The organism is Thermogemmatispora aurantia (assembly GCF_008974285.1).
GTDB lineage: Bacteria > Chloroflexota > Ktedonobacteria > Ktedonobacterales > Ktedonobacteraceae > Thermogemmatispora > Thermogemmatispora aurantia.
Map to the genome: position 1 here is coordinate 191861 of NZ_BKZV01000004.1, position 25830 is coordinate 217690.

The window sequence follows — 25830 nt, forward strand, 5'->3', positions numbered from 1 at the left end:
GCGCGGGTCTCGCCAAAACCGGCCCGGTGCATGTCAGGGGTGCCGTGGGGGGCCACCTCCTATGAGAACAGCCCCAGCTCGACCCCCAGATGGAGGACATGGGGATGATTGCTATCCCGCTCTAGTAGGCGCTCGTAGAGCTGTTGCACCTGTTCCCTTCCCTGTCGAGATTGCATAAAGCGGGCCAGTCCCAGGGCTTCCTTAGCGCTGTGGGCACTGGCTTCCAGTTCATTGGCCGCCAGGTGTAGGCGGGCCTCGGTCAGAGAGAAATAGAGCTGCCAGAGCACCAGGTCTGGTGTCAGGGCTTGCCAGGCCAGGGCCAGCTCCTCGCGCGCCTGCTGCAGGAGCAGGCGGTCGCCCTGCTGTTGGCCGAAGGTCAGCAAGGTTTTGGCGCGCTCGTGGTGGACGCCAGCCAGGTTTAACTTCAGAAAGGAGCCGTCGTCTTCGGGGGGGCGGCGATAGGCCAGGGTGGTAGCCTGCTCCTGCCAGCGCCGACATTGGCTGCGCAGCGTCTCGTCCTCGACGGCAAAGGGGGCGTGGGCGGCGGCGCTCACCAGGTAAATGTTGCCCCGGAGCACCGGCTGAACGCGCTCACTGTACTGTAACGCGCCCTCAGCAGCCCGCTTGGCCTCGACGAGGTTGCCATACTCTAGCTGCGCTTCGGTCAGGCTCATCAGGGTGGCGCCGGCTAGCTGGGGGTCCTCCAGCTCCTCGGCCAGGCGCAGAGCCGTGTCGTAATAGTGGAGCACGCGCTGGCGAGCGGCGGGGTCGCTGGCTCCCTGGTCGCGCTCGATCTCGGCGGCCAGGCGGTAGTAGCGGCAGAGCAGGGCCTGCCAGGCTTCGCGATCGTGGGCTGGGGCCTGCTCTACGGCCAGCTCCAGACGGCTCAGACAGCGATTCAGACGATAGAGATAGTTGGCGAGCGTGCCCTGACGGCGGGCCTGCCAGGCCAGGGCCAGGATGTCCTCGTAGTGATAGTAGGCGTCTTCGGCAGCCAGTTCGCTGAGCGGCTCCTGGGCCGTGGGCGTTCCGTGGGCGTCCTGGTAGCCGAGCAGGCGCCAGTCGAGGCCGAGCAGGGCCGGAGGAATGCGCAGGAGCTTGGCCAGGAAGATCCGACGCGCGGTATCGTTCAGCATGGCGATCGCCTCCCATTCACGCACCGTGCGCCACTCGACGCCGGCGGCAATGGCCAGGTCTTGCTGCGTCCACCCACGTCGCTTGCGGTAGCAGGCGATGACCGCACCGTGATGCGGCTGGTTGTAGTCGCCGGGCGGGAAGTCGCCGTAGCGAGACCACCAGTACGAGCCAGTGATCATCTGTCTGGACCTCCTCCCTTCACTGTAAGCAGTATAACCGTAATCTTTTCAATTGAAAAGACGGTAGTTATGATGCTCATTTCTCCAGTGACATGTTCGGGCTATTGTTAGTATGCCATGCCTGACTTATAATTGTGGAGAGAGATCGATTTTTGATCTCTCGCCAAATTATGAATTATTGTTTAATTGCCGGTCCTGGCTCTCTGGCCGAGCCGGCTCGGCCAGAGAGCCAGAGGCAAAGAGAGGAAGAGATGGAGAGTGACGATCGATCGAGAGCGCCCCATGATGGCCCTGAGCCGCAAGCTGAGCGCGTGGCCTCTCTCTTGCAGCAGCTGGCTGAGGAGTACGAGGCGGCGCGTCGCGAGCTGGCGCAGGCCTCGTGTGACTACAGCCGCCGGGCGGTGGTTGAGGCGCATCTGCAGGTGGTGACGGCCTGTCAGGCTGAGCTGAGCCAGTTGCTGGGTGAGGCGCAGGTTCAGGCTCTGATCAAGGTGCGTCTGGAGGAGGTTGATCGGCGGCTGGCCGCTGAGGAAGGTGGAGGTGCCACGGCGCCGGGGGACCGTCCATTGGCCTGACTGGCTGCGGCTTCCTCTGCTGACCTGGTTCGCTGGTCTAGTCCAGGCTCCTGCCCAGCCTGGACCGGTGGTTAGCGGTCTGCTTCTCTGGCTTCCGGCAAGACTCGTCTGGGTCTCTTCTGGCACGGGCCTGGTCTCCTTTCTGTGTTTCTGTGTGGTTTTGTCCTTCTTCTTCCTTGTTGGCTCTCCTGGTAAGCTGACCGAGGCGGAGGGTGCTCAATTGAGGCCCTCACGCCGCGGGTAATAGCGTAGGGTGCGGGCGAGATAGCGGATGAGGCGCTGGCCCATGTGTAGCTCCGGGGGGCACGGCTGGAGACTGCGGCAGCGCTGCAACCGGCGCAGGGCGCTTTCGCTGAGGCCCAGCAGCCAGCGAAGCTGGCGAATCTCTGGTTCGCTGAAATAGAGCGGAGAGTCGGGGTCATGTTCCAGGATCTCCTGAGTGCGGGTCTGCAGCAGGCTGATGCCTTGCTCCAGTTCGATCAGGATCTCTAGCATGCAGTGGTCGTCGGTGTTCAGCTCGGGAAGGGGGCTTTCCAGCTCACTGATCTGCTGGTTCTCCCGCCAGCGCTGCCAGTGGGCCTGAGCATGTGGTGAGAGCAGCTCGCTGGCCAGGGTTTGGAGATCTTCAAGGGTGCGCCTGGCCAGCACCCACTCGAGCAGTCCTGGCAGGGGGAATGGTTGCGAGTTGGCCAGGATGGGGTGAGTGGAGCGATGGCGGCGTTTGGGTGACTGGCGCCCTTTCTTGTGTTTGTGGCGGCTCATGGCTTGCACCCCCAGACGGCCAGGAGGCCGCAGTGTGTGCCGTGGTGCTCCCATTCGGCGGGCAGGGCGGCCAGGGTCTCCTTTACCTGAGAGAGGGGGACCTGGTTGACGCTGGCCAGAGCGGGGGCGACGCTCTCCAGGGAGGCGAGCAGGTCCTGACGGAAGAGGGGGGCGCCATGTGCTTTGCCCGCGAGAGGGGCCTGACAGTGGCGTACGACCGGGTCGAGGCCGAGGCTGCGCAGCCAGTCGGGGAGCTGGAGGGGGGCGGCCATGTGCAGACCGCGCCGGGCGGCCAGGGCTTCGAACCAGGTGCGGACCTGGGCATGGCGTGGGCCTTCGTGGAAGACTTCATTGGTGGCTTCGACGAGTTCGAGCCAGCCGCCGGGTCGGGTGACGCGCAGCAGGTCGGCGAGGACGCCGGGCCAGGCGGTGAGGGGGATGGCGGCGGCGAGGAGGCGCTGATGGACGTAGTCGAAGGAGGCGTCGGGGAAGGGGAGGCCGCTGAGGAGGTCGGCCTGGATGGATTGGCAGCGTGGGGGCAGGGGGCTACGCAGGAGGGAGAGGTCTTTGTCGAGGGCGATGAGCCGGGCCTGGCGCCAGCGGCGGGCGGCCTCGCGCAGCCAGATGCCGGTACCGCTGCCGACGTCGAGGATGGCCTGCGGGTGCTGGACGGGGGCGAGGAAGTGGGTGCCGAGCAGTTGGCGCAGGGCGAAGTGTTGCAGGTCGAGGCGGTCCTGTTCCTGGCGGGAGCGGGGCAGGACGTAGGGGTCGTCCGGCCCGCTGGGCGCCAGGGAGCCGGCGGCGGCCTGGGCAGCCTGGCTGGCTGGAAAGCCGAGCAGACGGGTAAGCCAGTGGCGGATCATGCGTGCTCCTCCTCTTCTGTGGTCTGGCGGGAGAGCAGGCGATGTAACTGAACAGCCCACTGCGAGCGCGGTAGGCGCGGCAGAACAATGGGCTGCGGCGCGGTGAGGCAGAGGTCACGCAGGCGACAGCGCGCGCAAGGGCGCACGAGCTGCCCGGGCGCTCGGTATGAAACAGGTTGGGGTGCGGTGGCCATTGGCCGATTTCCTCCTTCTTTTATCGCTGCAATAGTCCCTCTGCAGCAAAGGTGCATGCTGCCAAAGCTCTTATCAATCCAAGTTCTCCTTGGAACGGCTACTTTATCATTGGCCCCTTCTTATCCTAAGAGGCCGCTCCTGACCTTTGCTATGTAGCTGGGCCAAAGCTGAAATTCCATTTCTGGATGCATCTGCCTGCCAGGCAGCAGTCTTCCTTGCCGTGGAGGCTGCTGCCCCAGCCCTGCCCTGAGAGGAGCAACAGTCTCTTTCTCTTTCCAGGTGCTGGGGAAACGTCACCATAAGGACCCCTGGCTTGTAGGGTGGTTGTCACTAGCGGTTCTATTTGAATGGATAAATCGCCATACATATCGCGTTACTATCCATGAGTATAGCCTGCGTTTCTGGCAGGGAGCCTTATCTAAGCTATCAGTTCTGCAGGATTTCCCTTCAGTTGTAAAGGCTTGGCCAGCATTGAGTGGTGTTAACACCGCTCTTTCTTCTGCAGAGACTCTTGTCTGTGTTATACTGTCGATAGTTGATGGATAGATTGAGGGCGGAAAGTGAGGAAGAAAGACGCTGTGTTTATAGGAAGAGGAGGAGTGTCTGTAGATGGGGCCGCTGGATGACGATCCTGGTAAACAGCTGCAGAGAAAGGTCAATCTGCTTTTGCGTACAGCGCGAATGCAGCGCGGCTGGAGTCAGCAACAATTAGCAGACTTTGCGGGCATTAGTGTTGCGACAGTAGAGCGTGCAGAGCGTGGAGAGCCGATCCGCATAGATAGCGTACAGCGTCTCTGCCAATGCCTGGGACGTACGCCGGAAGAGTTAGGATTAGTCCCTCCTTTGGTAGGAACAGGACAGATATCGGCAGGACCGTCAGCTGCCCTGTTGCGAGGATCATCGATTTCTGCTGCTGTGCCCCCTTTCACTACGGGCTTTGTGCAAACAGAAAAAGATGCCAACGACGAGGAAGAGGCCATGAAGAGACGAGATGCTAGCTTGCTCCTTGCCAGCCTTGCAGGGGGGATGATTGCAGTTCCATCCAGCTCAATTGCTTCTATTGCCTCCCTGTGGTCAGATGAGCTTTTGGCCCTCTACAGGCGAGCTGTAGAAGCATGCCAGGGCCTCTACAATGAAGGTAAATTTATCTATCTAGAGGCTATCCTCCCTCTCTATATTCAGCAGCTTAGCGCCCTTGCAGAACGTACTTCGCCGCTGCAGCGAGAATCTGCCCGTCTGGCTGCTTCAGCCTGTGAGTTGGGATGTGCCCTTGCGACTGAACGCACTGATTTTGGTACAGCGATCCAGTACGGCAAACGAGCCCTCGACTTTGCGCGGCAAGCTCAGGATGCAAGCCTCTCTGTTGTTGCTTGTATACGCCTTGCTAATGTCGGTTGGCACCAGGGACAAGGGACTGTCGCCATACGTGCCTACCGGCGCGCATTGACCTTTGTAGATGAGGAAAAGTCGTCTATCTCTCCTGCCTTGAAGGGGCGAATCTACGCCGGCCTAGCTGAGGCTTCAGCGCTCTGTGGAGATCGAGCAGGGGCCAGTCAAGCGCTTGACCTGGCCTACCAGCATTATGTTGCCGAGAATGGTCCACGCCGCTATGCGCTCTACATCTTTGGTGACGTTCAGACGCGTCTTTTGCTTGGGCAAATACATGAAGCACGCTCAGCCTTGGAGCAAGCAGCCAGGGAGATTCCTCCAGAGACCCTCACCGGCATCTACCGCGTGGATTTCCTTTATTACCAGGCTGCTCTTGCCCATGCCCAAGGGGATCTTGAAGCGGAATGCACATTCCTTGTTAATGGGATTTATCAAGCCAGGAGTATAGAGTCACGTCTTTACTTTCATAAATTTGCGAATAGCTACCAAGCGCTTAAATTGCAATGGAAGCATGAAAAGAGAGTGACGAGCTTAGAGGAGCATTTTCAGCTCTGGTAGTAAGCGAAGGGTTCCCGTCGGGCTAGCCGGTTCCATGAACAGGCAATCGAGGGCATTGCGTCTGGCGCGCAAGCGTCGCGGGTGGAGTCAGCGCGAGCTGGCCGATTTTGCGGGGGTCTCGCTCTCGACGGTCGAGCGGGCTGAACGCGGGGAGGCGATCCGCATTGATAGCATCCAGCGTTTGTGTCGCTGTCTTGAGGCCTCGCCCGAAGCGTTGGGCCTCTTGGGCTTGCCAGCCGAGGAAGGTTCTGGCCGTGCTCTGGCTGAGGATCTGCGTGAGTTGATGGCGCCTGCCGGCCAGGAGTTGCCGCCACTCGCCCAGCTTTGCGCTCAAGACCTGCTGGCTGCCTATCAGCGAGGCATCAGGGCCCTGCAAGATCTCTACTTTGGCGGCGCCCCTGCTCAGGTAGAGGCCCTGCTGCCCCTCTATAGGGAGCAAATCATGCTGCTGGCCCAGTCGCCGACGCTGAGCCAGGCAGGAGCCGCGGCGCTGGCGGCTCAGGCCCAGTTGCTGACCTGCGAGCTGGCGACCGATCGCGAAGACTTCGGACAGGCGGCGCGGGCTGGTAAGCGGGCGCTGGAACTGGCCAGGCGAGCCGGCGATCGCAATCTGGCAATAGCGGCCTGGATTGGCCTGGCTAACCTCCATTTTCACCAGCGACAGAGTGCGGCAGCCCTGGCCTGCTACCAGCAGGCTGTGGCGCACTTCACGCCGGCGGTCACGCCCCTGCTGAAAGGGCGGACGTACGCAGGACTGGCGGAAGTGTCTGCTATGCGCCAGGCCAGGCAAGAAGCGCTCCGCGCCAGGGAACTGGCTTACGAGCACTATCCGCAGCGGCCTGAAGAGGACCCAGCCTATAGCTATCAGCGGTCGAGCCGCTACTCGCTCTATGTCTTTGGAGATGCGCAGACACAGCTCTTTCTGGGGCAGCCGAAAGCGGCAGAGAAGGCGCTGCAGGCATTGGAGGGGGAGACGAGCGATCCAGAGCAGGAACCTATCACAAGGGTGGATCTGCTCTACTACTATGCGCAGGTGCGCCTGCAGCAGGGATCGATGGAAGAGGCCGGCAGCGTCGTGGCTGAGGCGGTGCAGTTGGCGCACCGGTTGGGGTCGCGGCTCTACTTCAACAAGCTGGCAGAGGTCTATGAGCGTCTGCGGGAGCGCTGGCCGCATGAGCGGCAGATTGGGGCGCTGGAGGATCTCTTTGATCCCTGGTAGAGGGAGCGGGTGGGGAGGTACCCAGGAAAAGGCTGACCTGCAAGGAGCTGGGAGCCAGCGAGGGAGACGGACAAACATCTGATCTCCTTCCTCTCTCTTCTCTCCAATAAAAGCTTGTTGCTTACCAGCATGTAGAACTGAAGCTGTGAAGCTGTCAGGGGCCAGGGCGGGCACAGTCTTCTCTTATTTACTTGTCTGCTTCTATCCTAAGAGACCGCTCCTGTCCTGTGCTATGTAGCTGGGCAGAAGCTGAAATTGCATTTCTGGATGCATCCGCCTTCCAGGCAGCAGTCTTCTCTGCCGTGGTGGCTGCTGCTGAGTGGCCTCGCCCGGGCCAGGTGATCCGCTACTGCCGGTGTCTGAAGCGGCGTCCTGATGGCAAATGCTGGACCCAGGCCGACCTGGCGCGGGCGTGCGCTGTAAGCATGCAGAGCGTTTGCAATCGGTGACCTGCCTGGAGGGGGAGAAGCGGGAGCAAAGGGAGCAAGAGGATACCTGGCTCCAGGCAGGCCAGGCGTGGGCACGAGGACAGAGCTGACGAGACTGCCACCTACCACGACCTCAGTGCGCTTCCCCCAATGGTTCCCGAGAGAGGGAATCGATCCCTGCCATCGATTGTCAAAGCAATCGCTCGCCTTTTTCACTGGTCTAGTCTCGCTATCAAGAGATGATGAACTCCTGGTTCTGCTTTTCCTTCGGAAGCTCTTGCGTTGCTCTCCCTCCCTCCGTATACTGGCTCTAGCGTTTACGTGGCTTCCCTGTTTTCCGCAGAGGGAAAGGAGCGCCTGATAGCAATGGCTGCTACGTCTGAATCGCTGGGGAGCTGTCATGATCGCGCTGGCGGTTGTCCCTGGTGGGTACAGCTTGGCTATCCGCCTTTTGAGGCGGGGCCTGATCACCTTCCTCGCCCGGGGCAGGTGGTCCGTCACTATCGGCGTCTGAAGCGGCGTCCTGATGGCAAGCGCTGGACCCAAGCCGACCTGGCGCGGGCGCTGGGCGTCACTGAAAGGTATGTGAACCTCATGGAGCATCACGACGAAGGCTTTGACAGTTTCTCTCGACGACGATTTCTCGCGGAGATCCTGGCCATCCCTCCTGTCCTGTTGGGCCTGGCGGAGCTGCCGGGTTTCGGGCAGCAGACTGCAGCGCTGCAACCTCCCGCAGTGATCAGCCGTCCGGCCATTGATGTGGAGCAGGTGGCACGACGTTTGTCCGCCTTGAATCGCAAAGGGGACCTCAGTACCGCTGGCCCGGAGCTGCCAGTGGTTGAGACCACCCTGGGCGGGCTGTATGAGGCGTTGCCGTTTGCCAGAGGAGATCAGCCACACCTCAAACGCTTGCTGGTGGGTTATCACACCCTGGCGGGTTCGGTACTGCGCGATGAGCAGCAGCCGCAGCGAGCGCTGGAGCATCTCAACAAGGCTGTTGGTTGGGCCAATTCGCTGCAGCAGGAGCCGCAACTGGCCTTTGCACTCTACCGACGGATGACGGCCCTGATCGAGTTTGGCCAGATTGAGCAGGCGCTGCAGGATGAGCAACGGGCGCGGCGGCTGCTGCCGCGTCTGCCGGCTGATTTGCGGGTCGCGCTCTTGCTGCGCGGTGCGCTGGCTCAGGCGCGGACAGTGGAGGCGCAACGCCGGCCAGGCGGGGTGCTGGCGCTGTTGGATGAGGCGGCTGCCTGGCTGGGCGAGGCCCTGGCCGGCTCGGGAGGAGATCATCACTATCATCTGCCTTTGAGTAGGGAGCGTTTTCAGATCGATCGGGCCGCGGTGCTGTTGGCGCTCAACTGGCCCCGGGAGGCGTTGGATAGTCTGCCAACGCGCCAGTTGAGCGGTATGACGCGCGCCAATGTCTATGCAGAGCTGTTGGCGGCGGAGGCCTATGCGCGGCTGGGCGAGTATGAGCAGGCGGCGGCGCTGGGCCTGGAGGCGGTACCTGTGGCGCACGCGATCCGTAGTCAGGTGAATCTGGACCGGGCGCGCCGGCTCGTGGAGCAGCTGGCGGCTTCGCCGTTTGGCAGTGCGCCGGAAGTGGCGCGCCTGCGGTTGTTGCTGAACCAGCCGGGACGCGGGCGCGGGCGCACTCTCTAGACCAGGCCGGGCGAGGCAAGCAGCTCTGCAATGAAGATGGGGCCTGCCTGGGATGCCAGGCCGAAGGGAGGGGAAGCCAGAGGCTGATGCTGGATCTCAACTTCCAGGCAGGCCCTCTGGTCTCCTTGGTGACGGCAGGCTGAGCGAGGCCGCTGCTGTTCGCCCTCGCTGGAAGTGCTAAGGGAAAAGCCACGCTCCCATGAGCGTGGCTTTTTTTTGGTGTTCCAGTCCCAAACCGGGCTAAAGCGGCTTGCTGACTCTGCTGCGACGTTGTGTCCTTCCCGCCGCTTACATAGTTCTAGTCCCTAAACGGGCTAAAGCAGCTTTCTGACGTGCTTTTGCCGGAGCGCGGCGCGGATGGCACGCGAGTTCTAATCCCTAAACGGGCTAAAGCAGCTTTCTGACTCAGTCGCCTTGATCAGGTTCACCAGGTAGAGACCATAGCGTTCTAATCCCTAAACGGGCTAAAGCAGCTTTCTGACAGGGAGAAGAGGTGGAGGCAGGAGATCCGACCGAGATTGTTCTAATCCCTAAACGGGCTAAAGCAGCTTTCTGACCATAATATGCCATGATCGCCCGCGCGCTCGTAATGATGGTTCTAATCCCTAAACGGGCTAAAGCAGCTTTCTGACTTTGAGCGATCTGCCGGACGCTCTCCCCAGGGGCCTGGTTCTAATCCCTAAACGGGCTAAAGCAGCTTTCTGACTTTGAGCGATCTGCCGGACGCTCTCCCCAGGGGCCTGGTTCTAATCCCTAAACGGGCTAAAGCAGCTTTCTGACGGCGCGCGCTCCTGGAGTGGACCCGGCAGCAGGCCGCCCAGGAGTTCTAATCCCTAAACGGGCTAAAGCAGCTTTCTGACACCAAAAACCGGCTTTCAGAGAAGCCGGTCACAAGGTTCTAATCCCTAAACGGGCTAAAGCAGCTTTCTGACCCGCTTGCCGGACGACGCGCTAGAGGAATTCGTCTTGTTCTAATCCCTAAACGGGCTAAAGCAGCTTTCTGACCTAGTATGGAACAGGAGGTACACAATGAAGAATCGCCGGGTTCTAATCCCTAAACGGGCTAAAGCAGCTTTCTGACGCTCGCTCTGACAGCTGACTTGACGCTGGCTTTGCGTGGTTCTAATCCCTAAACGGGCTAAAGCAGCTTTCTGACGCTGAGGGAGCACGTGTCGGAAATGCCGATCTGGGGTTCTAATCCCTAAACGGGCTAAAGCAGCTTTCTGACTCCGTCCCCGTACGCCTCCGTGGAGGTTGCCGGCCAGTTCTAATCCCTAAACGGGCTAAAGCAGCTTTCTGACCCACGTGGTCCTGACGTTGCCACATGGTTCTTTCCTCCTGTTCTAATCCCTAAACGGGCTAAAGCAGCTTTCTGACAGCACCCTCTCTAATGTAGCATCTGGAGCGGCCTCTGTCAAGCTTTTTCGAGCATCCCAAAAAAGCGGTCATCAGTGACCGCTTTTTTGCGGTAATGATGCCAGCCATAATGGCCCTGGAGGCGCCTGAAAAGCCATTCGAGGATCGCTGCGTGGAAAAGCCGGAGCCGAGATGCTCGAAGCGACGAGCACCAACGGCAACAATGACTTGAGGAATATTTCTCTCTCTAGGAGAGCAAAGGATATTTTTAGCTCGTGAGTCCAAGATGGCTCGACCCTGCAGTGCTGGCAGGTCAGTGCCCTGTGCTGAAGAGGGCGAAGCAAGTGAATGGAAGCGGCTAATTCAGTGAGCGAGAGCGAGCGGTCAGCAAGGGGAGGAAGCCGCAACGACTGCCGCCGTAGGCCGTAGACGGTGGATGGGTCGCTCCTGCCCTGCTCTCCGAGGCTCACACGGCCAGCGCAGAAGCAGCACTAGCGAGCGAGCCGCCGCACCGTCCGGCGCCTGTCGCCGTGTGAGAGAGAAGAAGGATCAGCAACCCTACTGATCTGAGGGAAGCACGCGGCGCAACATGCTAATCACGAGCGCCATCTGCTCTTTGAGTGTAGCATTATCGGCTTGGAGAGCAGAAAAACGCCGCATTGCTTCCTCCTGGAAGCGAAGCGTCTGTTCCTCAAAGCGGATCAGGCGCTTCTCCTGGCGCTCGAAATCGAGCTTCAGGCTGTCCTGGGCGGTCTCAATGCGCGTCAGCGCCTGACGCATATTGCGGTGATCAATGGCCAGGAGATCGACTTTGCCCAGCTCTGCTTTGAGCATCGCGATCTCCTCTTGCAGAGGTGCCAGCTTTTGATCGATCAGTTGCTCAACTTCCTCCCGACTTAGCATGCGATCGACTCCTCATCATATTTCCTGAAGGCATACGCTGTTTCCTACCGCGCGGGCTGCTTGCTCAAAGCGAGACCGCCCACTGTGAGCATAACATCCCGGGCGTCTCCCGTCAAGCAACGCCAGGCAATCCCTGGCTGTCTCTCGCCTATGGGCCTGGCAGGCTCCCGGCTCCCCACCGCTCTCCCTCTTGGGGGCCGACCTTCTCCTGCCCGCTTGACTTTCGTTTATCGATAATTTATTCTTGATAGAGAGCAGCGGCACAGAGACATGTGCCGGCCTGGCTAGCCTGGACCTGCTCTTGCTTTACTACTTGCTTGCTTCTGAGTGCGCCAGCCGTGTGCACGCGCCACACGGCCCGGCCAGCGTTCAGCGCGAGGAACGCTCACACCCGACCAGGGCCGGCAGGATAGCCAGAGGGCGCGCCAGCCCAGCGCTGCGCAGAAGCCAGACAGCCCTCCCTGTACCCGAGGTCGGGACCCGTTTTCAGAGAGGAAGGCTTATTTTATGAGCAGCAACGACGAAGTCCTGGGCACATTCTACGGTGACGAGAGCTTTCCCATCAGTTGGGAAGAGGGCGAGCAGGAACTGTTCTGGATCTACGACGACCTGCACATCCCTAACCCCGTCTCGCCCATGTTCTTCGACATCGGCGGCTGGTGGCTCACCTGCGACCACATGTTCCGGCGCTTCGGCACCCCTTTCGCCTGCGACTGGATCGCCAAAAACATCAACGGTTACGTCTACACCGCCGCCGTACCCGCCGACTCCTCATTACACGCCGAAGCTACCGAATACCAGGCGCGCTACGTCCCGCGCGTCCCGCGCGATCCCGACTATCCCCAGAAAATCGGCGCCTACATGAACGCCGTCCTGCCCCACTACGCCCACAACTTCCTCGACTGGTGGCAGACACGGCTGCGTCCCGAAATGGAGCGCAACTTTGCCTACCTCGACAACTACGACACCGAGCACGCCAGTCTCGTCGAGCTAGCCGTCCTCCTCGAGGACGCCATCGACATCCACGACCGTCACTGGAAAATCCACTGGATGCTCAACTTTGCCCAGTTCTCTTCGACTCTCAACCTCAACGCCCTCATCCAGGAAATCAAAGGCCAGGTCGACCCCAACCTGATGGGGCGCCTGCAAAGCTCGCTGGCCGACCGTAACTGGGACTCCATCGAGGCCCTCTGGCGCATCAAAGAAGAGATCAAGGCCGACGACGACCTGCGCCAGCTCTTCAAGCGCGGCGAAACCGCCGCCGACATCTGGCGCGCCCTGCAACAATCCTCGCGCGGCCAGCAGCTCATTCGCGAACGCATCGAGCCGTATCAGCAGGAATTCGGCTACAAATCGATCTGGTCCCACGAATTCGCCTTCCCCACCTGGAAGGAGCAGGCCACGCCGATCATCGAGATCCTGCGCGGCTACCTGGAGACCGACTACGACTATCCGCGCACCATCCAGGGCGTACGCGAGGACCTTGACCGCGCCATTCACGAACTGATGGACGACGTCCCACCCGGCGAAGGGCGCGAGCGCCTGCAGCAGGCCCTTGACCTCTCACTGCGCATGAACCCACTCACCCCTGATCACCACTTCTACATCGACCAGGGGACCAACGCCCGCCTGCGCCTGGTGCTCATCGCCATCGGCAAGAAGCTGGTCCAGGCCAAACTGCTCGACGACCCCGAAGACGTCATGTACCTGCGCTACAACGAGCTGCGCCTGCTCATGACCAATCCCGGCGCCGTCCCCGCCCGCGAACTGGTCTCGCAGCGGCGCGACGAGCGCGAGCGCGCCTACAACATTCGCCCGCGCGAATGGGTCGGCACCGCCACCAAAACGGCCCTGGCCTTCCCCTACAACGCCCTCTGGGGCTTCCCGGAGAAGTTCTACAAGCAGCCGCCCCAGAAGAGCGACGAAATCCGCGGCCTGGCCGCCTCGCCCGGCGTTATCGAAGGACCGGCGCGCGTCGTCCTCTCACTGGAGCAGTTCGACCAGGTACGCGAAGGCGACATCCTCGTCTGCCGCATGACCAATCCCGCCTGGGTCGTACTCTTCACGCGCATCGTCGGCCTCGTCACCGACGCCGGCGGCGTGACCTCGCACCCGGCGGTTGTCTCGCGCGAGTTCGGCATCCCGGCAGTGGTTGGCACCTCCGACGCCACCCAGCGCATCAAGACGGGCGACCGCATCCGCGTCAACGGTGCCACCGGCGTAGTGGAGGTCCTTGCTTGACGCTGACACGCAAGAGCCTGCGCCAGCAGATCAAAGAGATCCTGCTCACACGCATCCTGCAGGGCGAGTACCGACCCGGCGACCGCCTGATCGAGCTGCAGATCGCCCAGGAATTCGGCACCAGCCAGGCGCCGGTGCGCGAATCCCTGCGTGAGCTAGAGGCCCTCGGCTTCGTCGAGTCGGTCCCCTACCGCGGCGCGCGCGTGCGCGCTGTCTCCCAGCAGGAACTGGCCGAAGTCTATCCCGTGCGCGCCGCCATTGAAGAGGTGGCGGCGCGAGCGGCGGCGGTCCGCCTGGCCGGCGACGTCGGTGCCCTGGAGGCCGAGATCGCCGCCATGCACCGCGCTGCCGACGACGGCGACCTCTATGCCCAGGTCTGCCACGACGTCGCCTTCCATCGCCTGATCGTCGACGCCTGCGGCAACCGCGTCCTGCAGGAAGTCTGGCGCTCGCTGCGCATCGAGGCCCGCACCCTCATCAGCGTCGTCAAAACCGAAATCGAGCCGCACCACCTGGCCGACATGCATCGTCCCATTCTGGAAGCGCTGCGCGCCGGCGACGGCGACCTGGCAGGCCGCCTGCTGCGCCAGCATGTCGAATTCTTCGGGGAACTGGTCCTGAAAGGAGAACACGCATGACTCGCCTTGTCGATCTCTCAATGCCGGTGCACAAGGGCATGATGACCTTCCCGCGCGTCGTCCCGCCGGCCCTGCTGATGTACGAGACCTGGCAAGAATTCGCCGAAGGCATCGGCGCCGCCCAATACGGAGCCACCTGGCTGACGGCCTCCTATCTCGTCATCCAGGGCGACCACATCGGCACCCACTGCGATGCCCTCAAACACGTGCGCGGCCCCGAGGCGCCCGGCCCCGAAGGCATTCCCCTGGAGTACTGCTACTCCGACGGCGTCGTCCTCGACTTCCGCGACAAGCCCTACGGCTACGGCATCACGCGCGCCGACATTGAGGAAGCCCTGGCCAGGATCAACTACACCCTCAAGCCGCGCGACATCGTTCTGATCCAGACCGGCGCCTCAGCCTACAATACCGAGCCACGCTATCTCACCGATCACTGCGGCATGACGGCGGAGGCCACCCGCTACCTGATCTCGCAGGGCGTGCGCATGATGGGAACCGATGCCCCAACCTTCGACCCGCCCGTCTGGGCCATGTTCGAGCGCAAACAGTTCTGGGAAGCCCACCTGGTCATGAAAGAAGAAGACTACTGGCACCTGGAGAACCTGGTCAATCTTGATCAGCTGCCGCCCTGCAACTTCAAAGTGGCCGTCTTCCCCATCAAGTGGGTCGGTACCACCGGGGCGCCCGTGCGCGCCGTCGGCATCGTCGAAGATGAGGGCTAGCGCCGGCAGTCAACGAGCGACGAGAGAGAAGGAGTGCGTGTATCATGCGACAGCAAGTGCAGGGGGCGATCCTCTGGTTTGACGAGGAAGCCTGCTGTGACGTGCGCCAGGCCGGCGGCAAAGGGGCCAGTCTGGCAACGATGACCGCCCAGGGCCTGCCGGTACCGCCGGGCTTCGTCATTCCGGCCTGCGTCCTGGAGCAGTCGGTCGACCGCGAGCGTCTCCTTGCCCTGGCACTGGACCAGCGCCACGCCGAAGCTCAGGAGCTGGTCCGTCAGGCCGAACCGCCACGCGAGGCCATCGTGGCCGCCTACGAGCGCCTTGCGCCCGGCAATGGCCTGGTAGCCGTGCGCTCCTCGGCCTGTGCTGAAGATTCCGAAGCGGCCAGCTACGCCGGCCAACAGGAGACCTACCTCAACGTGCGCGGGGCCGAAGAGGTCTGTCGCCGTGTCGTCGACTGCTGGGCCTCCTTCTTCAGCGAGCGCGCCCTCTTCTACCGCGCGCGCAAAGGCTCGCTGCGCGACCTTGGCATGGCCGTCGTTGTCCAGAAGATGCTTGCCCCCGAGAAGTCTGGCGTCCTCTTCACGGTTGACCCCGTCAACCGGCGCCGCGACCGCCTGATCATCGAAGCGGTCTTTGGTCTCGGCGAGCAAGTCGTCTCGGGCGAAGTCACTCCCGACCACTACGTGGTCGATCGCGCCGGCGCCATCAAGCGCGAGCAGATCGTCGGTACACAGCGCGTGCTGGAACCGGAGGAGGTTCGCCGTCTGACGGAGCTGGGCCTGCACCTGATGGAGCTGTTCGGCGTCCCCCAAGATATCGAGTGGGCCATCGAAAACGGACAACTCTATCTGCTGCAGTCGCGTCCCATTACCACCCTCTGAGCGGCTGCGCTGCTTCTTCTTTTTCTTCTTCCTTCCTTGCCAGGCTCGCCCGTCCTGCCGCTACGATCCACCGGAAGGTGAGGCCGGAGTGAGACGGGGCGGGCGAGCGGGTGGGAAGGACAGATAGGTGGGTGGCACTGGACCACCCCGGGCGACGGGCCAGAGCGATGGCGCCTGTCGCCCGACGCAACGAACGTGCAATGCAAGTGTGCGAGTGAGAGAGCGCGAGAGCTAGCGAGCTAGAAAGAAGCTGGAAGCCTTATGGCCAGACCAATTCCTGCGTGGCTTGCCCCGACCTCCCTGGAGGAGGCCCTGGAACTGCGCGCCCGCTATGGCGAGGAGGCCACGGTTGTGGCCGGCGGCACCTTTGTCGGCATTCTGATCAATCAGGGCCTGTTGCAACCCGCTGCCCTGCTCACCCTACGCCAGATAGCGGAACTGGCCTACCTCCGCGTCGAGGATGCCAGTGCCAGCGGCAAGCCTCTGCTGCGCATCGGCGCCATGACCACTCACCGCGCCCTGGAGCGCTCGCCGCTGGTTCAGCGCGGCTGGCCTGTGCTGGCCAGCACCTTCGCCCTGGTCGCCAGTCCGCGCGTGCGCAACCAGGCCACCGTCGGCGGAGTCCTGGCCGATGCCGACTATGCCTCTGATCCGCCGGCCCTGCTGCACGCCCTCGGCGCCAGCGTCGTCGCGCGCAGCCCCCAGGGCCAGCGCCTGATCTCCGTCGAAGAGCTGATTGTCGGCCACTATGAAACCAGCCTGCGCCCCGACGAGCTGCTCACCGAAATCCAGGTTCCCGGAGGGATCGAGGGAGCCGTCTACCGTAAATTCCGATCGCGCTCCAGCGAAGACCGCCCCTGCGTGGCCGTCGCCGCCGTGCGTCGTGAGGGACGCCTGCGCGTCACCGTCGGCGCCGTCGCCGAGCGCCCGCAGTATTTTCCCGAAATCTGCGCTCTGGCCGAGGGCCAGGCGGGCATCGATGCGGAGCTGGCGCGCGAGATCGGCGAGCGCTACGCCGCCGCCATCGAGCCGCTCAGCGACGCGCGCGGCTCGGCCCACTACCGCCGGCGCGTCATCGCGGTCGAGGTGCGCCGAGCGCTAGAAGATCTCCATCAGCAGATCATCGCCACGGGAGGAGGGAGCCAGCGCCATGTCTAGAGCCATGCCTGAGCCAGGCGAGAACACCCATCGTACTGAACCTGACCCGCGCGTGACCGGGGCCATCCGCTATGCCCAGGATGTCGAGCTGCCTGATATGCTCTATGCCTGCATTGTGCGCTCGCCCTACGCCCATGCCCGTGTTCTGCGCGTTGACACCTCGTCCTTGCCCGCCGATGTAGTGGCCTTGACTCCCGACGACGTACGCGCTCTCGGCCTCTACGGCTGCCAGATCAAAGATCAGCAGGTGCTGGCCGTTGAGCGCGCCCTCTACATTGGCGACCCGGTGGCCGCCGTGGCTGCCGCCAGCCCACGGGCCGCGCGCGAAGCCGCCGAGCTAATTGAGGTCGACTACGAAGAGCTGCCGGCAGTCTTCGACGCTGTCGAGGCCATGCAGCCGGGCGCGCCCCTGCTTCATGAAGATCTGGCCATCTCCGACAACGACGCCGCCTACTTCGGCATGCGCCCCGAGCCGCAGCGCAACGTCTGCCACCACTTTCGCATCCGCCACGGCGACATCGAGCAGGGCTTTGCCGAGGCCGACGTCATCGTCGAAGAGACCTATCGCACACCCAGCGCCCAGCATGTCCCGATGGAGCCTCATGCCTGTCTGGCGCGCTGGACAGCCGACGGGCGCCTGGAGGTCTGGACGGGGACGCAGACGCCCTTTAACCTGCGCATGGACCTGGCCGGCATCTTTGGTCTGCCCCAGGAGCGCATTCGCATCATCGCCCCGCCGATGGGAGGCGCCTTTGGCTCCAAAACCTTCGTGCGCTACGAGGCCATCGTCGCCTGCCTGGCGCGCAAGGCCGGGCGCCCCGTCAAGCTCGTCCTGCGGCGTGACGAGGAATGGCTGACCCTCAACCGCCATCCGTCCACCATCCATGTCAAGCTGGGCGCCAGACGCGATGGGACCCTGGTCGCCAAGCAAGTCACCTGCTGGGCCAACACCGGCGCCTACGCCGACTGCGGCCCCGGCGTCGCCCAGAAGATGGGCTTCGCCTCGCCCGGTCCCTATCGCATCCCTCACGTCTGGGTCGACTCCTACTGCGTCTATACCAACCTGCCATCAAACGGCGCCTTCCGCGGCTACGGGGCCACGCAAGCCGTCTGGGCCTCGGAGCGCACAATGGACCTCCTGGCCGAACGCCTGGGGCTGGACCCGCTGGAGCTGCGCCTCAAGAATGTGCTGGTTGATGGCGATCGCTACTGTACGGGCGAAGTCATGCACGATGTGCATTTCGCCGACTGCCTCAAGGCGGTAGCCGGGCAGATCGGCTGGCACGAGGGGCGGCGCGGCAAGGGCCTGGCCGTGCTGCTCAAGGGCATGCAGACGCCGAGCCGGGCCTCAATCGTCGTCGAGGCCAACGATGATGGCAGCTACACGGTCCACTGCGCCACCGCCGAGATGGGCCAGGGGGCCTGGCGAGCCATCCGCATGCTGGCCGCCGAACAGCTCGGCGTGCCTGTCGAACGTGTGCACTTCCCTGTGCCGGACACCGACATTGTGCCCTACGATACCCGCACCACCTCCAGCCGCTCGACCTACATGATGGGGCGGGCCCTGGTGGAGGCTGTGCGCCAGCTCAAGGAGAACGGCGAGCTGGGCTACGGCGAGTGCGTCAACGAGGGCGGCCTCGATCCCGACACGGGCCAGGGCATCGCCTCGACCCACTGGCATCAGGGAGCCGCTGCCGCCGAGGTGCGAGTCGACGAGGAGACCGGCAAGCTGGAGGTTGTTCACCTGCACACGGCCATCTACGCCGGGCGCGTCGTCAATCCGCCGGCGGCCCAGCTGCAAAACGAAGGCTCGATGATCATGGGACTCGGCAGCGCCCTCTTCGAGGAGATCACCTTTGCCGAGGGCCAGGTCACCAACGCCAATCTCTCCGACTACAACATCCCGGCGGCTGATGACCTGCCGCGCATCACCTATGACCTCATCGAGCGACCCGGCGCCGAGATCCACGGGCTGGGCGAGACCGCCCTACCGCCGGTGCCCGCCGCCATCGGCAACGCCCTCTTCTCGCTCGGCATCCATGTGCGCGACCTGCCGCTCACGCCCGAACGTGTCCTTGAAGCGAGCGAGCGCCGCCGCGTTCGCAGCGCTGCGCCGGTCTAATCTCGACGGAAGGGCAGAAGGAAGAAGGGAAGGAGCGCCATCATGGCAGCAATGGAGATCCATTTCACGCTCAACGGCCAGCCGGTCGCAGTGCAGGCCGAGCCAGACGAGATGCTGCTGGAGGTCCTGCGGCGCGAGCTGGGCCTGCGCAGCGTACGCGAGACCTGCGGCCTGGGCATCTGCGGCGCCTGTACGGCCTTGCTCAACGGCCAGCCCATCTCAACCTGTATTCTGCTGGCGCCGCTGGCCGAGGGCTGCGAGATCACCACCGTTGAGGGCCTGGGCGGCCATCATCCCGTCCAGCGCGCCTTTGAGGAGGTGCAGGCCTTTCAGTGCGGCTACTGCACTCCTGGCATGATTCTGACCATCAAGGCCCTGCTGGAGGAGCAACCAGCGCCAGACGAGGAGACGATCAGACGGGCGCTCGGGGGCAATCTCTGCCGCTGTGGCTGCTATCTCAAGATTGTACAGGCCGCCCAGCGCGCCGCGGCCCTGCTGGCCGAAGAACGGCGGCGTCAGCCGGGGCCTGGAGCCGCCCCTGTCTCGTAATGCCGCCTCTGTTATCCTTAGTGAGAGAGAGAATCAGGAGTCGCCAACCATGAAATTTGTGACCTACGATGCGGGCCAGGGACCGCGCGTCGGCCTGCTCGAGGGAGAGCAGATCCTTGATGTGGGCTTCGCGGGCGACATGGTGGCCTTCATCGAAGCCGGGGCCCCCATCGCCCGCCGGGAGCCTGTCAGCGGGGCGCGCCTGCTGGCGCCGCTGCGTCCTCGCTCCCTGCGCGACTTTCTGGCCTTTGAGGGCCACCTCAAGAACGCGATGGGGCGCCTCGGACGACCCATCGCCCCCGAATGGTACACAGTGCCCGCTTACTACAAAGGGCTGCCCGATACGGTCATTGGCCCTGACGAAGAGATCCCCTGGCCGGCCTACACCGAGCGCCTCGACCACGAGCTGGAGCTGGCCGCCATCATTGGACGGCGTGGCAAGGATATCCCCAAAGAGGAGGCCATGCACTACATCTTTGGCTACACCATCTGGAACGACGTGTCGGCCCGCGACGTGCAGACGCGCGAGCTGCCTGTCAACATGGGGCCGTGCAAGGCCAAGGATTGGGACGGCTCCAACGTGCTGGGACCCTGCATCGTCACCGCCGACGAGATCGATCCGGGCAACCTGCGCATGGTCGTGCGCGTCAACGGTGAGGTCTGGGGTGAGGACAACTCGGGCCATATGCACCACACCTTTGCCGACATGATCGCCTACGCCTCCCAGGCCCAGACCCTCTATCCCGGCGAGGTCTTCGGCTCCGGCACCGCCGCCGGCGGCTCCGGGCTGGAGCTGGATCGCTGGCTGCGCGAGGGCGACGTGGTCGAGCTAGAGATCGAAGGCATCGGCGTCCTGCGAAACCGCGTTGGCAAAAAACAGCCGCAGAGAGGAGCGTAACACAAGCTATGGCCTACATTGTTGCTGCCTATTGGCGTGCCAAGCCAGGTCAAGAGGAAACCATCCGTCGCGTCCTGGAGATCATGACTCCCCTGTCGCTCCAGGAACCTGGCTGTCTCTTCTACCAGCCGCATCGCTCGCCCGACGACCCGCGCCTCTTCTTTATCTATGAGCAATATGCTGACGAGGCGGCCTACGAGGCTCATATGGCCACCCCGCATTTCGAACAGTATGTCAAGGGTGAGGCCATTCCCAATCTGGAGAGCCGCGAGCGCCACTTTTTCTGGACGCTCTGATCAGTTGCGTCCGCTGCGGAGAGGAAGAAGCGCCCACCTGCAGGCTGGCTTGCCCATCTGGTGGGCTGGCCTGCAGCTCACCCCATATATAAGTAATAAGGAATCCATAGAGCAGAACGAAGGCGAGGGAGGCTATGACTAAAATCATCGATTTGACGCCGGCGGTCCCCGAGGGCTTCAAGGGACCACCGTCAACCAACATCGGCGTTCACTTCGAGGTACGCACCAAAATCGGTGAAGGGGCTGTGGGCGAGCGGCCCTACTGGCAGTCGGGCCAGGTGACCATGAGCCTGCATACGGGCTGTCACGTCGAGTCGGCCCTGCACTGCTTCGAGCGCGGCGAGGCCATCGACCAGGTGGCCCTTGAGCGCGTCATCGGTAGCGCCGTCGTCCTCGATCTGACGCCCGTTGAGGAGCGTATGCTTATCGACGTCCCGCTGCTGGAGCGAGCGGTTGAGCGCCTGCGCGCTCGCGGGGAAGCGATTCGCCCCGGCGACATCCTGCTCTTGCGCAGTGACTGGGCCCAGCGCGCCATCGGCACGCCCATCTACTTCCCGCGCTCGCCGGCCCTGACCGAGGCAGCGGCTCGCTGGCTGGTCGCGAAGCAACCCAAGAGCATCGGCTGCGACTTCTTCGAGGAGCCGGCGGCCCGTGAGCAGGGCTGGACCGCCGATCAGTTCGTGGTCCATCGCACCATTCTCGGGGCGGGCATTCCCCTCATTGAGGGGCTGGTCAACCTGGCGCAGTTGCCGCCGCGCTGCCAGTTCTTCGCCCCCTTCTACCACTTCGCTGGCATCGACAGCGCCCCGGCGCGCGCCTTCGCCCTCATCGCGGAGGAGCAGCCATGAGTGAGCGGCCCGCGCCGCTGGTGATCCAGCTTCTGCGTCACGGGCGCGTCGCCTCGCACCGCGGCGATATCCCCATGACCGAGGAGGGCAAGCAAGAGATCGCGCGCCTGGCGGAAGAGCTGGCCCCGCGCTTGCAGCCCGGCGAAGAGGTGATCATTCTGCACGCTGCGCCCCGGCGCGCCAGCGAGACCGCTCAGGTCCTCTACGAGGTGCTGAGCCGCACCTGCGCCGCCCGTGCCAGCGAGATGGCCACGTCGGAGCAGCGTATTGTTGTCCACGAGCCGCGGCGTAACGACGCCCTGCGCACGCCCGACCTCTACCTGGCCGGCACGCGCGTCGAGATGGTCAGTAGCGCCGCCGCCCTGCTGGAGCAGCTGCCACCCGGCTGCAGCCTCAGCGCCGAAGACGTCGCGCGTCACCCCTTCTGGCAGGGCTTCTGGAGCACGCCCGACCGCATTGGCTACTGGGTCACGCTGGCTGATCCGCCGGGCGAAGACTCCTTGTGCGCAGCGCGGCGCCTGTGGACCTTCGCGCGCAGTCTGGCCGACGACCCAGCTCGCCAGCCGCGGCGCTACCTCTGCGTCTCCCACTCGCCGCTCCTGCGTGCCTTCCTGCGCCACTACCTGTTCGACGGTGTCGACCCGGGCGAACCCGAGTATGGGGAGGCCATTGACATCGAAGTCCAGGTGGACGGCACCTTCTGCATCCGTTATCGCCAGCGCCAGCGCGTCCTGACCTGAGTGACCAGCAGAGCGGTCCGGTCCGGTCTCTCGTCCCTGCCTGGCGGGCAAGACCGGACCGACCGCGGTCCTCGGCCATCCGCTCAGGGCGCAAGCGCCTCCGGCTCGGGCGAGAACTCGACCAGGCCGTGCTGGCCTCCGCTCTTGCGCGCCACGTAAGCCTGCTCCAGCGTAATCGTGTGATCGACCGCCTTGCACATATCGTAGATCGTCAACGCGGCCACCGTCGCCGCCGTCAGCGCCTCCACCTCGACGCCGGTCTTATAGGTCGTGCGCGCGCTTGTCTCGATCAGGATGAGCCCCTGCTCGCGTTGCAGCTCGAAGGTGACACCGACGTGCGTCAGCGGCAGCGGGTGGCAGAGCGGAATCAGCTGCGGCGTCGCCTTGGCGGCCATGATGGCAGCGATGCGTGCCACCTCCAAGACGTTGCCCTTGGCGATCTGGTTCTGCTCGATGAGCGCCAGCGTCTGCGGCTGCAGGCGCACGCGGGCCCGGGCAATGGCCTCGCGCAAAGTCTCCACCTTCTCGCTCACATCGACCATGCGCACATGGCCACCAGCATCCACGTGACTCAGCTGAGCGGAGGGTTCCTCTGGCCCAGGCATCGCACAATTCCCCCTTTCGCCTGCCTTCTGCAGGTCTTTCTGTCTGTCCCATTGGCCTGCCGGTCCAGGTAAGTCGCCGAACCAGGCCGCTCATTCGGTTCTGCCGGCAGTATATCATGACAAGCTGTGGAGAAGCCAGGAGCGCGACGGCACTGCTGACTGCTGGCCGCGGGCGCCGCGCCCATGATTCTAACGTTCCTCTAACACAATTCCTACAGAACTCTAACGCTTCTCTTGTGTTGTTCTAACGGCGGATGTGGCATCTAGTATAGGCGGAGAGAACCCAGGACAGGACAACAAGCCAGGAAGAGAGTCACGAAACGGTCGAGGTCGAGTAACGGACGGTGAGCGGCGGTCAGCGCCTCGTGCCATGCCGTATCGCACTGAGCGGAGTCAGGCCGTCCCCAACCGGCCCGGTGCAGGGACGGATGGAGGGACGGGCGAGATCTGGCCGAAGCGGGCGGCGGGCCAGGCAGGCGACGAGACTGCGCCAGCCGTCCTTTTGTGAGCCTGCCTCTTCCCCTGGCGGAGTTCGCATCCGATCGATCGACCGACCAACCGACTGAACGAACGAACAAACGAACAGCGAAGGGAGTGTGTGCGCATGGCGAAGATTCGTCCTGTAGGCGACCGCGTCGTGGTCAAGCCGCTTCCGAAGGAGGAAGTGACCAAGAGCGGGATCGTCATCCCCGATACAGCTAAGGAGAAGCCGCAGGAAGGCACAGTGATCGCCGTCGGCAGCGGGCGCCTGCTCGATAATGGGGACCGGGTGCCCATCGAGGTGCGCGAGGGCGATCACGTCTTGTTTGCCAAGTATGGCGGCACCGAGTTCAAGCTCGACAACGAGGAGTATCTGGTCCTCAAAGAGAGCGATATTCTGGCCGTGTTGAGCTAAGCCGCGTTGAACGGCGCCGCGTGAGATCGCGCTCATCTCTCTTCTTATCCGTATTATCTGTTCTGCGAGCGAAACGCATCGTAAAGCAATACTTCTTACCACTTGTCTTGCGTCAGAGCTTGCCGACGCCGTGCGGCCTGACCGCTGGGGCTGAGGCAGGCTGCTAGTGAGAGAAGGCTGACGGGATACGCAAGCAAGCGAAGAAGAAGACGCAGTAGTAGTAGTTTGAAAGCGAGGTGGAGTACAGCGATGGCGAAGCAGCTGATCTTTGACGAGCAGGCGCGTCACGCTTTGAAGAAGGGTATTGACGTATTGGCGGAGGCCGTCAAGGTAACACTTGGCCCCAAGGGGCGCAACGTCGCGCTGGATAAGAAGTTTGGCGCGCCCAGCGTCACCCACGATGGCGTCACCGTCGCCAAGGAGATCCAGCTCGAGGACCCCTTTGAGAATATGGGGGCCCAGCTTCTGAAGGAAGCGGCCACCAAGACCAACGATGTCGCTGGCGATGGCACGACGACCGCCACCGTCCTGGCGCAGGCCATCGTCACTGAGGGTCTGAAGAACCTGGCCGCTGGTGCCAACCCGATGCAGCTCAAGCTCGGCATCGACAAGGGTACCGAGGCCGTTGTCGAATATATCCGCTCCAAGGCCATCCCCGTTGAGGGCAAGAAGGAAATCGCCCAGGTCGCCACAATCTCCGCCGCTGATGAGACCATCGGTAACCTGATCGCCGAGGTCATGGAGAAGGTCGGTAAGGACGGCGTCATCACCGTCGAAGAGTCCCGCGGCATCAACTTCGAGACCGAGTATGTCGAGGGTATGCAGATTGACCGCGGCTATATCTCCCCCTACTTCGTGACGAACTCCGAGAAGATGGAGGCCGTCATCGACGAGCCGTACATCTTGATCACCGATAAGAAGATCAGCGCCGTCCAGGATATCCTGCCTGTTCTGGAGCAGCTGACCCAGCAGGGCAAGCGCGAGATCGTCATCGTGGCGGAGGACGTCGATGGCGAGGCCCTGGCGACCCTGGTAGTCAACAAGCTGCGCGGTGTGCTGAATGTGCTGGCCGTCAAGGCCCCGGGCTTCGGTGATCGCCGCAAGGAGATGCTGCGCGACATGGCCATCCTGACTGGTGGCCAGGTGATCAGCGAGGAGATGGGCCGCCGCCTGGATAGCGCGACCGTGGCCGATCTGGGTCAGGCCCGCCGCGTGGTGGCCACCAAGGACAATATGACCATCGTTGAGGGTCGCGGCAACCCGGCTGACATCCAGGCCCGCATCCGCCAGATCAAGGCTCAGATCGAAGAGACGACCAGCGACTACGATCGCGAGAAGCTGCAGGAGCGCCTGGCGAAACTGGCCGGCGGCGTGGCCCTGATTAAGGTTGGCGCCGGTACCGAGGTCGAGCTGAAATATCGCAAGACACGCGTGGAGGACGCCCTGTCGGCGACCCGCGCCGCAGTCGAGGAGGGCATTGTCCCCGGCGGTGGCGTGGCCCTGCTCAACGCCATCAAGGCCCTCGATAATGTGAAGCTGGAAGGTGACGCCGCGACCGGCGTGTCGATCCTGCGCCGCGCTCTGGAGGAGCCAATGCGCCAGCTGGCCGTCAACGCGGGTCGCGATGGCTCGGTGGTGGTCGAGGGCGTGCGCCGCGCTCAGCAGGAGCAGAAGAACGAGAACGTTGGCTACAACGTGCTGACCGATCGCTACGAGGATATGGTCGCCGCCGGTATCATCGACCCGGCCAAGGTGACCCGCTCGGCCCTGCAGAATGCAGCCAGCATCGCCGCCATGATCCTGACGACGGAGGCCCTCGTCACCGATATTCCAGAGAAGGAGAAGGCCCCAGCGACGCCGGCTCCTGAGTACTAGTCGTCTCTAGCAGATGGGCTGTCCATAGCTCTAGCGCTTCCGCTCTGGATACCTCAAGGAGACTCCCTGAAGCTTGTCGCCCCTTCCCCCGCCAACCGGGGGAAGGGGCTTGTTTCTTGCTTAGACGCTTGCT

General features: G+C 63.1%; 23 protein-coding genes and 1 CRISPR repeat array. Of the genes, 17 read left to right on the forward strand and 6 right to left on the reverse strand.

What is annotated here, in order from left to right; genetic code table 11:
• Positions 1-59 precede the first annotated feature (59 nt).
• Positions 60-1316, reverse strand: a complete 1257-nt coding sequence (locus KTAU_RS13375; protein WP_151728864.1) for a helix-turn-helix domain-containing protein — start codon at positions 1314-1316, stop codon at positions 60-62.
• 251 nt (positions 1317-1567) lie between these two features.
• On the opposite strand from KTAU_RS13375, the gene KTAU_RS13380 reads away from it, so the two are divergent.
• Positions 1568-1891: a hypothetical protein gene (locus KTAU_RS13380; RefSeq protein ID WP_151728865.1), complete on the forward strand. Its 324-nt coding sequence runs from the start codon at positions 1568-1570 to the stop codon at positions 1889-1891.
• A gap of 216 nt (positions 1892-2107) precedes the next feature.
• Here the strand turns inward: KTAU_RS13380 and KTAU_RS13385 are convergent, their stop codons facing one another.
• The 3 genes from KTAU_RS13385 to KTAU_RS13395 are packed head-to-tail and all read right to left on the reverse strand — an operon-like array spanning position 2108 to position 3710.
• Entirely contained in the window at positions 2108-2653 is a 546-nt protein-coding gene (locus KTAU_RS13385; RefSeq protein WP_151728866.1) for a hypothetical protein, read from the reverse strand.
• Entirely contained in the window at positions 2650-3516 is an 867-nt protein-coding gene (locus tag KTAU_RS13390; protein WP_151728867.1) for a class I SAM-dependent methyltransferase, read from the reverse strand. The genes KTAU_RS13385 and KTAU_RS13390 overlap by 4 nt, the downstream gene beginning before the upstream one ends.
• A complete protein-coding gene (locus KTAU_RS13395) occupies positions 3513-3710 on the reverse strand; it encodes a hypothetical protein (protein ID WP_069805906.1) in 198 nt (65 codons plus the stop codon). Before KTAU_RS13395 ends, KTAU_RS13390 begins: the two co-directional genes overlap by 4 nt.
• Positions 3711-4320: 610 nt before the next feature.
• Here KTAU_RS13395 and KTAU_RS13400 point away from each other — a divergent pair.
• From KTAU_RS13400 to KTAU_RS13410, 3 genes are all read left to right on the forward strand, one after another.
• Positions 4321-5658 carry a helix-turn-helix domain-containing protein gene (locus KTAU_RS13400; RefSeq protein ID WP_151728868.1) on the forward strand — a complete coding sequence of 446 codons (1338 nt, stop codon included), beginning with the start codon at positions 4321-4323 and terminating at the stop codon, positions 5656-5658.
• A 34-nt stretch (positions 5659-5692) separates the two neighbouring features.
• Positions 5693-6877, forward strand: coding sequence for a helix-turn-helix domain-containing protein (locus KTAU_RS13405; protein WP_151728869.1), 1185 nt, complete (start codon positions 5693-5695; stop codon positions 6875-6877).
• A gap of 794 nt (positions 6878-7671) precedes the next feature.
• A complete protein-coding gene (locus KTAU_RS13410; RefSeq protein ID WP_151728870.1) occupies positions 7672-8967 on the forward strand; it encodes a helix-turn-helix domain-containing protein in 1296 nt (431 codons plus the stop codon).
• A 221-nt stretch (positions 8968-9188) separates the two neighbouring features.
• Positions 9189-10344: direct repeats of the CRISPR family, unit length 37 nt; unit sequence GTTCTAATCCCTAAACGGGCTAAAGCAGCTTTCTGAC.
• Positions 10345-10881: 537 nt separating this feature from the next.
• Here the strand turns inward: KTAU_RS13410 and KTAU_RS13415 are convergent.
• The gene (locus KTAU_RS13415) at positions 10882-11226 is read right to left on the reverse strand and encodes a hypothetical protein (protein ID WP_151728871.1); all 345 of its coding nucleotides are present in this window, start codon (positions 11224-11226) and stop codon (positions 10882-10884) included.
• Between the two features lie 327 nt (positions 11227-11553).
• Between KTAU_RS13415 and KTAU_RS13420 the strand changes: the two genes are divergently transcribed.
• The 11 genes from KTAU_RS13420 (at position 11554) to KTAU_RS13470 (ending at position 22322) form a co-directional block, all read left to right on the forward strand.
• Entirely contained in the window at positions 11554-13467 is a 1914-nt protein-coding gene (locus tag KTAU_RS13420) for a PEP-utilizing enzyme (protein ID WP_228026459.1), read from the forward strand.
• Positions 13464-14105, forward strand: coding sequence for a GntR family transcriptional regulator (locus tag KTAU_RS13425; protein WP_069805896.1), 642 nt, complete (start codon positions 13464-13466; stop codon positions 14103-14105). The genes KTAU_RS13420 and KTAU_RS13425 overlap by 4 nt, the downstream gene beginning before the upstream one ends.
• A complete protein-coding gene (locus tag KTAU_RS13430) occupies positions 14102-14827 on the forward strand; it encodes a cyclase family protein (RefSeq protein WP_069805895.1) in 726 nt (241 codons plus the stop codon). The genes KTAU_RS13425 and KTAU_RS13430 overlap by 4 nt, the downstream gene beginning before the upstream one ends.
• A gap of 44 nt (positions 14828-14871) precedes the next feature.
• Positions 14872-15711: a PEP/pyruvate-binding domain-containing protein gene (locus tag KTAU_RS13435; RefSeq protein WP_151728872.1), complete on the forward strand. Its 840-nt coding sequence runs from the start codon at positions 14872-14874 to the stop codon at positions 15709-15711.
• A 261-nt stretch (positions 15712-15972) separates the two neighbouring features.
• Positions 15973-16869: an FAD binding domain-containing protein gene (locus KTAU_RS13440; protein ID WP_151728873.1), complete on the forward strand. Its 897-nt coding sequence runs from the start codon at positions 15973-15975 to the stop codon at positions 16867-16869.
• A complete protein-coding gene (locus KTAU_RS13445) occupies positions 16862-18991 on the forward strand; it encodes a xanthine dehydrogenase family protein molybdopterin-binding subunit (protein ID WP_228026460.1) in 2130 nt (709 codons plus the stop codon). The genes KTAU_RS13440 and KTAU_RS13445 overlap by 8 nt, the downstream gene beginning before the upstream one ends.
• Positions 18992-19033: 42 nt before the next feature.
• Positions 19034-19540, forward strand: a complete 507-nt coding sequence (locus tag KTAU_RS13450) for a (2Fe-2S)-binding protein (protein WP_069805891.1) — start codon at positions 19034-19036, stop codon at positions 19538-19540.
• A gap of 49 nt (positions 19541-19589) precedes the next feature.
• Positions 19590-20438, forward strand: a complete 849-nt coding sequence (locus KTAU_RS13455) for a fumarylacetoacetate hydrolase family protein (protein WP_151728874.1) — start codon at positions 19590-19592, stop codon at positions 20436-20438.
• Positions 20439-20446: 8 nt separating this feature from the next.
• A complete protein-coding gene (locus tag KTAU_RS13460; RefSeq protein WP_052890363.1) occupies positions 20447-20734 on the forward strand; it encodes a putative quinol monooxygenase in 288 nt (95 codons plus the stop codon).
• 134 nt (positions 20735-20868) lie between these two features.
• The gene (locus KTAU_RS13465; RefSeq protein WP_069805889.1) at positions 20869-21582 is read left to right on the forward strand and encodes a cyclase family protein; all 714 of its coding nucleotides are present in this window, start codon (positions 20869-20871) and stop codon (positions 21580-21582) included.
• Positions 21579-22322 (forward strand): histidine phosphatase family protein, encoded by a 744-nt coding sequence (locus KTAU_RS13470; protein ID WP_151728875.1) that lies wholly within the window; start codon positions 21579-21581, stop codon positions 22320-22322. Before KTAU_RS13465 ends, KTAU_RS13470 begins: the two co-directional genes overlap by 4 nt.
• Positions 22323-22405: 83 nt before the next feature.
• Here KTAU_RS13470 and moaC read toward each other — a convergent pair whose 3' ends face one another.
• Positions 22406-22927: a cyclic pyranopterin monophosphate synthase MoaC gene (moaC, locus tag KTAU_RS13475; protein WP_151728876.1), complete on the reverse strand. Its 522-nt coding sequence runs from the start codon at positions 22925-22927 to the stop codon at positions 22406-22408.
• Between the two features lie 604 nt (positions 22928-23531).
• Between moaC and groES the strand changes: the two genes are divergently transcribed.
• Entirely contained in the window at positions 23532-23822 is a 291-nt protein-coding gene (groES, locus tag KTAU_RS13480; protein ID WP_069805481.1) for a co-chaperone GroES, read from the forward strand.
• A gap of 249 nt (positions 23823-24071) precedes the next feature.
• Positions 24072-25697 carry a chaperonin GroEL gene (gene groL, locus KTAU_RS13485; RefSeq protein ID WP_151728877.1) on the forward strand — a complete coding sequence of 542 codons (1626 nt, stop codon included), beginning with the start codon at positions 24072-24074 and terminating at the stop codon, positions 25695-25697.
• The last annotated feature ends 133 nt before the right edge of the window (positions 25698-25830 follow it).